The sequence below is a fragment of the Mesorhizobium sp. M2A.F.Ca.ET.037.01.1.1 genome (genome assembly GCF_003998075.1).
Taxonomy (GTDB): Bacteria; Pseudomonadota; Alphaproteobacteria; order Rhizobiales; family Rhizobiaceae; genus Mesorhizobium.
Genome location: NZ_RZSA01000558.1, coordinates 1 through 4444, shown reverse-complemented (window position 1 = coordinate 4444; position 4444 = coordinate 1). Strand labels below are relative to the sequence as shown.

4 protein-coding genes and 1 pseudogene are annotated in these 4444 nt (G+C 65.1%); all 5 read left to right on the top strand.

What is annotated here, in order from left to right; translation table 11 throughout:
- A pseudogene (locus tag EOA27_RS24070) lies at positions 1-350 on the top strand (ACP S-malonyltransferase); the annotation flags it as partial.
- Between the two features lie 60 nt (positions 351-410).
- Positions 411-1148 (top strand): 3-oxoacyl-[acyl-carrier-protein] reductase, encoded by a 738-nt coding sequence (gene fabG / locus EOA27_RS24065; protein WP_126078247.1) that lies wholly within the window; start codon positions 411-413, stop codon positions 1146-1148.
- 203 nt (positions 1149-1351) lie between these two features.
- Positions 1352-1588, top strand: coding sequence for an acyl carrier protein (locus EOA27_RS24060; protein WP_006203723.1), 237 nt, complete (start codon positions 1352-1354; stop codon positions 1586-1588).
- Between the two features lie 34 nt (positions 1589-1622).
- Positions 1623-2885 carry a beta-ketoacyl-ACP synthase II gene (gene fabF / locus EOA27_RS24055; RefSeq protein ID WP_095816073.1) on the top strand — a complete coding sequence of 421 codons (1263 nt, stop codon included), beginning with the start codon at positions 1623-1625 and terminating at the stop codon, positions 2883-2885.
- Positions 2886-3043: 158 nt separating this feature from the next.
- Positions 3044-4288, top strand: coding sequence for an endolytic transglycosylase MltG (mltG, locus tag EOA27_RS24050; protein ID WP_126078246.1), 1245 nt, complete (start codon positions 3044-3046; stop codon positions 4286-4288).
- Positions 4289-4444: the final 156 nt, after the last annotated feature.

The window sequence follows — 4444 nt, the reverse complement described above, 5'->3', positions numbered from 1 at the left end:
TTTCGGCCCCCTTCCACTCGGCGTTGATGGCGCCGGCGGCCGACATCATGCGCGAGGCGCTGGCGAGCGTGGAAAAGCAGGCGCCGGTGGTCCCGGTCGTCTCGAACGTGACGGTGACGCCGACCAGCGACCCGGACGAGATCGCCCGCCGGCTGGTCCACCAGGTGACCGGCCGCGTGCGCTGGCGCGAGACGGTGGAATGGTTCGGCGCCAATGGTGTCGCCACGCTTTACGAGGTCGGCGCCGGCAAGGTGCTGTCGGGCCTGGCGCGCCGCATCAACCGCGACATCGCCACCGGTGCCATCGGCACGGCGGCGGAGGTAGAGGCGGCGCTGGCGGCGCTCGCCTGACAGGCTGGCGATTTGACGGCACCTGTGCCAAGGGTGCCCCTCTGAGATCAGGAGAGAAAAATGTTCGAACTGACCGGCCGCAAGGCGCTCGTCACCGGCGCATCGGGAGGCATCGGCGAGGCGATCGCCAGGGTGCTGCACAGCCAGGGCGCCATCGTCGGCCTGCACGGCACGCGCGTGGAGAAGCTGGAAGCGTTGGCAGGCGAGCTTGGCGACCGCGTAAAGCTGTTTCCGGCGGATTTGACCGACCGCGACGCGGTGAAGGCGCTCGGCCAGAAGGCGGAGGCGGATCTCGAAGGCGTGGATATCCTGGTCAACAATGCCGGCATCACCAAGGACGGCCTGTTCATGCGCATGTCGGACGCCGACTGGGACAGCGTGATCGAGGTGAACCTTACCGCCGTGTTCCGGCTGACCCGCGAGTTGACCCATCCGATGATGCGCCGCCGCCATGGCCGCATCATCAACATCACCTCCGTGGTCGGCGTCACCGGCAATCCCGGCCAGACCAATTATTGCGCCTCCAAGGCCGGCATGATTGGCTTTTCCAAATCGCTGGCGCAGGAGATCGCCACCCGCAACATCACCGTCAACTGCGTCGCCCCGGGCTTCATCGAATCGGCCATGACCGACAAGCTCAACGACAAGCAGAAAGAGATGATCATGGCCGCCATCCCGACAAGGCGCATGGGCACCAGCGCCGAGGTCGCGTCCGCGGTTGCCTACCTCGCTTCCAATGAGGCGGCTTATGTCACCGGCCAGACCATTCACGTGAATGGCGGCATGGCAATGATCTGACCGGCCAAGCCCCGGACGCCTGTGAAAACAGCCATTTCGGCTTGGACGCCCGGCATTTTTCGTGTAATGCGGCCCGCAACCCGGCGGTTCGGGCAAAAACCGGTCCTGCGGCGTTGCGTTGCCCGCAAGACCATCTTTCAGCTTGATTAGCGGCATTCCGCCCGCTAACGAAGATCGACAAACATAAGACGAGGATTGCCCAAATGAGTGACACCGCAGAGCGCGTCAAGAAGATCGTCATCGAGCATCTCGGCGTCGATGCCGACAAGGTGACGGAGCAGGCGAGCTTCATCGACGACCTGGGCGCGGACAGCCTCGACACGGTCGAACTCGTCATGGCGTTCGAAGAAGAGTTCGGCGTCGAGATTCCGGACGATGCCGCCGAGACCATCCTCACCGTCGGCGACGCCGTGAAGTACATCGACAAGGCCTCGGCCTGAGTTCTTTCGCAGGCATAATCGGGGAGGACCTGCGATGAGGCGTGTCGTCGTCACGGGCCTTGGCCTGCTTTCGCCGTTTGGCATGGGCGTCGAGCATAGCTGGCGGGAATTGCTTTCCGGCCGCAGCGCCTGCCGCCGCGTCACCGAGTTCGAGGTGGACGATCTTGCCTGCAAGATCGCCCACATCATCCCGCGCGGCGACGGCTCGAATGGCACCTTCAATCCGGAGGCCGTGCTCGAGCCTAAGGAACTGCGCAAGATCGGCGACTTCATCCTTTACGGCATCGCGGCCGCCGACGAGGCGCTGGCCGATTCCGGCTGGAAGCCTGAGACGCATGTGGACCAGTGCGCCACCGGCGTGCTGATCGGCTCAGGCATAGGCGGCATCGACGGCATCGCCGAAAACGCGATGATCCTCAAGGATCGCGGCCCGCGCCGCATCAGCCCGTTCTTCATTCCCGGGCAGATCATCAATCTGGTCTCTGGCCAGGTCTCCATCCGTCACGGCCTGAAAGGCCCGAACCACGCGGTCGTCACCGCCTGCTCGACCGGCGCGCACGCCATCGGCGACGCGGCTCGGCTGATCATGTGGGGCGATGCCGACGTCATGGTGGCGGGCGGCGCCGAGGCGCCGGTCACCCGGCTGTCGATCGCGGGCTTCGCCGCCTGCCGCGCGCTCTCCACCGACCGCAACGATGCGCCTGAGACCGCTTCGCGTCCCTATGACCGCGACCGTGACGGCTTCGTCATGGGCGAGGGCGCCGGCGTCGTCGTGCTGGAAGAGCTCGAGCACGCAAAGGCGCGCGGCGCCAAGATCTATGCCGAAGTCACCGGCTACGGACTAACCGGCGACGCCTACCACATCACCGCTCCAGCCGAGGACGGCGACGGCGCCTTCCGCTGCATGACGGCGGCGCTGAACCGGGCAAAGCTTTCCCCGGCCGATGTCGACTACATCAATGCCCATGGCACTTCGACCATGGCCGACACGATCGAGCTTGGCGCGGTCGAGCGCCTGGTCGGCAATGCCGCCTCGAAGATCTCGATGTCGTCGACCAAGTCGTCGGTCGGCCATCTGCTGGGCGCCGCGGGCGCCGCGGAAGCGATCTTCTCGATCCTTGCCATCCGCGACAACATCGCTCCCGCTACCATCAATCTCGACAATCCGGAACGCGAGACGGCGATCGATCTCGTGCCGAACAAGCCGCGCCAGCGCCAGATCGACGTCGCGCTGTCGAATTCCTTCGGTTTCGGCGGCACCAACGCCTCGCTCGTGTTCCAGCGTTACAACGGCTGAGCAGCACCGGAGCGGCCCCGGGAGGAGTGCACGGTTCCACCCGGCATTGCTCCGAGACAGACAGCTAATCGGCAGTCCGCCAACTGCCGTCATTTTTGCCAAATTCGCCCCTAGCCTTGCGCCGGGGGATTCGTTGCAAGATCAGACGGCAGGGCGTCATGAACACTAATCCGAGCGACGGGGAATTCGGGCGGCAAGGCGCGAAGGGCCCGATCGTGCCGAAGACCGCGGCCGAGGCGTTGCGTCCGGAAGCCGGCACGCCGCCGCCGTCGAAGCGCTCGCGCGCCTCGCGCAGCCAGGTCGTGGTGTTCCTGAATTTCTTCCTGTCCATTGCGATCCTTATCGTGCTGGCCTCGGGGGCCGCGCTCTATTTCGGCATGCAGGCTTTCGTCGAGCCCGGCCCGTCCGCCAATGGCGACACCTTCATGATCAAGCCCAACACCGGCGTGCAGGAGATCGCCGATCAGCTGGAACGCCGCAGCCTGATCAACGATGCCCGCATCTTCCGGCTCGGCGTGCGCGCCACCGGCAATGAATCGGCGCTGAAGGCCGGTGAATACGCCATCAAGCCGCGCGCCTCGATGCGCGACATCATGGAGCTCTTCAAGAGCGGCAAGTCGGTGATGTACTCGCTCACCATTCCCGAAGGGCTGACGGTCGAGCAGGCATTGCAGCGCGTGGCCGATCAGGAGGCGCTCACCGGCGACATGCCGGCGACCTTGCCGCCCGAGGGCAGCATCGCCACCGACACGTTGCGCTTCACCCGCGGCGCCACCCGCCAGCAGATGGTCGACAAGCTCGTCGCCGATCAGAAGAAGCTGGTCGAGGACGTCTGGTCGCACCGCGCGCCCGACCTGCCGATCGCCAATATCGATGATTTCGTCACGCTGGCGTCGATCGTGGAAAAGGAAACGGGCCGGAGCGACGAACGCTCGCGCGTTGCCGCCGTCTTCCTCAACCGGCTGGCCAAGGGCATGCGGCTGCAATCCGACCCGACCATCATCTACGGCCTGTTCGGCGGCAAGGGCAAACCCGCCGACCGGCCGATCTATCAGTCCGACCTCGACAAGCAGACGCCCTACAACACCTATCTGGTCAAGGGCCTGCCGCCGACGCCGATCGCCAACCCGGGCCGCGCGGCGCTCGAAGCGGTCGCCAATCCATCGAAGACCAGCGATCTCTATTTCGTTGCCGACGGCAATGGCGGCCACGTCTTTGCCGCGACGCTGGAAGAGCACAACCAGAATGTCGCCCGCTATCGGACGCTGCAGAAGAAGCAGGCGGACGCCGCCGCCAAGGCTTCCGGCCAGACGACGGCCCCGGCCGCTCCCGATGGCGGCGACGCCGGCGACAATGGCGACAGCGGCGAAAACGGCGACGCGGGCGGCGACGCGGCTCAATAAGCATGCCGCACGCGTCCTTTGACGCGACGCCATATTCATGTTTTGAGGGGGCGCCGGCCGATCGTCCGGCGATTTTTAGAGCAATTCCAGGAAAAGTGTGAGCGGTTTTCCGTCCGGAATTGCGTAAAAACAAAGAGATAGAGTGGTTCGCCGTTT

What these genes read in the sequence shown, in the direction of transcription:
- fabG (WP_126078247.1), top strand. Translation starts at nt 411, where the DNA reads ATGTTCGAACTGACCGGCCGCAAGGCGCTCGTCACCGGCGCATCGGGA.
- EOA27_RS24060 (WP_006203723.1), top strand. Translation starts at nt 1,352, where the DNA reads ATGAGTGACACCGCAGAGCGCGTCAAGAAGATCGTCATCGAGCATCTC.
- fabF (WP_095816073.1), top strand. Translation starts at nt 1,623, where the DNA reads ATGAGGCGTGTCGTCGTCACGGGCCTTGGCCTGCTTTCGCCGTTTGGC.
- mltG (WP_126078246.1), top strand. Translation starts at nt 3,044, where the DNA reads ATGAACACTAATCCGAGCGACGGGGAATTCGGGCGGCAAGGCGCGAAG.